Source organism: Vibrio sp. Vb0937 (assembly GCF_033338855.1).
Genome location: NZ_JAWOTK010000436.1, coordinates 1 through 1059 on the forward strand (window position 1 = coordinate 1; position 1059 = coordinate 1059).

A 1059-nucleotide genomic window follows, 5' to 3' on the forward strand; every position below is an offset into this window, starting at 1 on the left:
CGGTTTATACGGCATTAGCGTGGGTCAACTTTTTTGTGGCGAGTCCATGTTCAGTTTGAAAGACAACGCATCAAAAATCGCATTGTGGTATTTGTGCACGCATTTGGCGTCAAAGCATGGTCAATTAATAGATTGTCAGGTGATGAACCCGCACTTGGCATCCCTCGGCGCATTTGAACTTGACCGAGACGAGTTCATACAAAAGCTACTATCTTTAAGAGAAAAGCAAACGGCTTCTGACACCTTTACGCCCCAAGTTTTGCAGGATTCAGAATCATGAGCACAGATCTACAACACATTCGAATTGGGTTAACCAACAACCATCCTTGTAGCTATTTACCGGAGCGACAAGAGCGTGTTGCGGTGGCATTGGACGCTGAATTACATACTGAACAAAACTATCAACTATTGATGGCTAATGGCTTTCGTCGCAGCGGAGATACAATATACAAACCACATTGCGAGCGTTGCCATGCTTGCCAACCTATTCGCATATCGATACCTGATTTCGTACTATCTAGAAGTCAAAAACGACTGCTCAGTAAAGCCAAAAATCTGCGTTGGGAGATGAAAACGGAGATGGACGCCGAGTGGTTTGAGCTCTACAGCCGTTACATTTGCAAGCGACACAAAAACGGTACCATGTACCCTCCCAAGCGAGATGAGTTCTCACGTTTTGCACAAACGACTTGGCTGACAACGTTGTTCTTGCACATCTATGATGAATCAAATCAACTACTTGGTGTAGCGGTGACTGATGTGATGACACAATGTTCTAGCGCGTTTTATACGTTTTTTGATCCAGACTACCCACTTTCACTCGGTACACTAGCGGTGCTGTACCAAGTGAACTACTGCCAACAAAATAACGAGCAGTGGCTATATTTGGGTTATCAGATTGATGAATGTCCAGCAATGAACTACAAAACGCGTTTTCAACGCCACCAAAGGCTAGTAAATCAGCGTTGGCAAGGGTAGAATACGCCCCAACTTTACATAATTCCTATTTAGCGGCACAATAACGCTCGCTAATATTGCCTAATTTCTAAAGAGGATTAA

General features: G+C 43.9%; 2 protein-coding genes. Both read left to right on the top strand.

The features are described 5' to 3' along the window. The coding region (locus R7P67_RS26305; RefSeq protein WP_411912823.1) for a leucyl/phenylalanyl-tRNA--protein transferase at positions 1–280 on the top strand (280 nt) is incomplete at its 5' end. Further along, positions 277–978, top strand: coding sequence for an arginyltransferase (locus R7P67_RS26310; protein WP_024699955.1), 702 nt, complete (start codon positions 277–279; stop codon positions 976–978). The genes R7P67_RS26305 and R7P67_RS26310, both read left to right, overlap by 4 nt. Positions 979–1059: the final 81 nt, after the last annotated feature.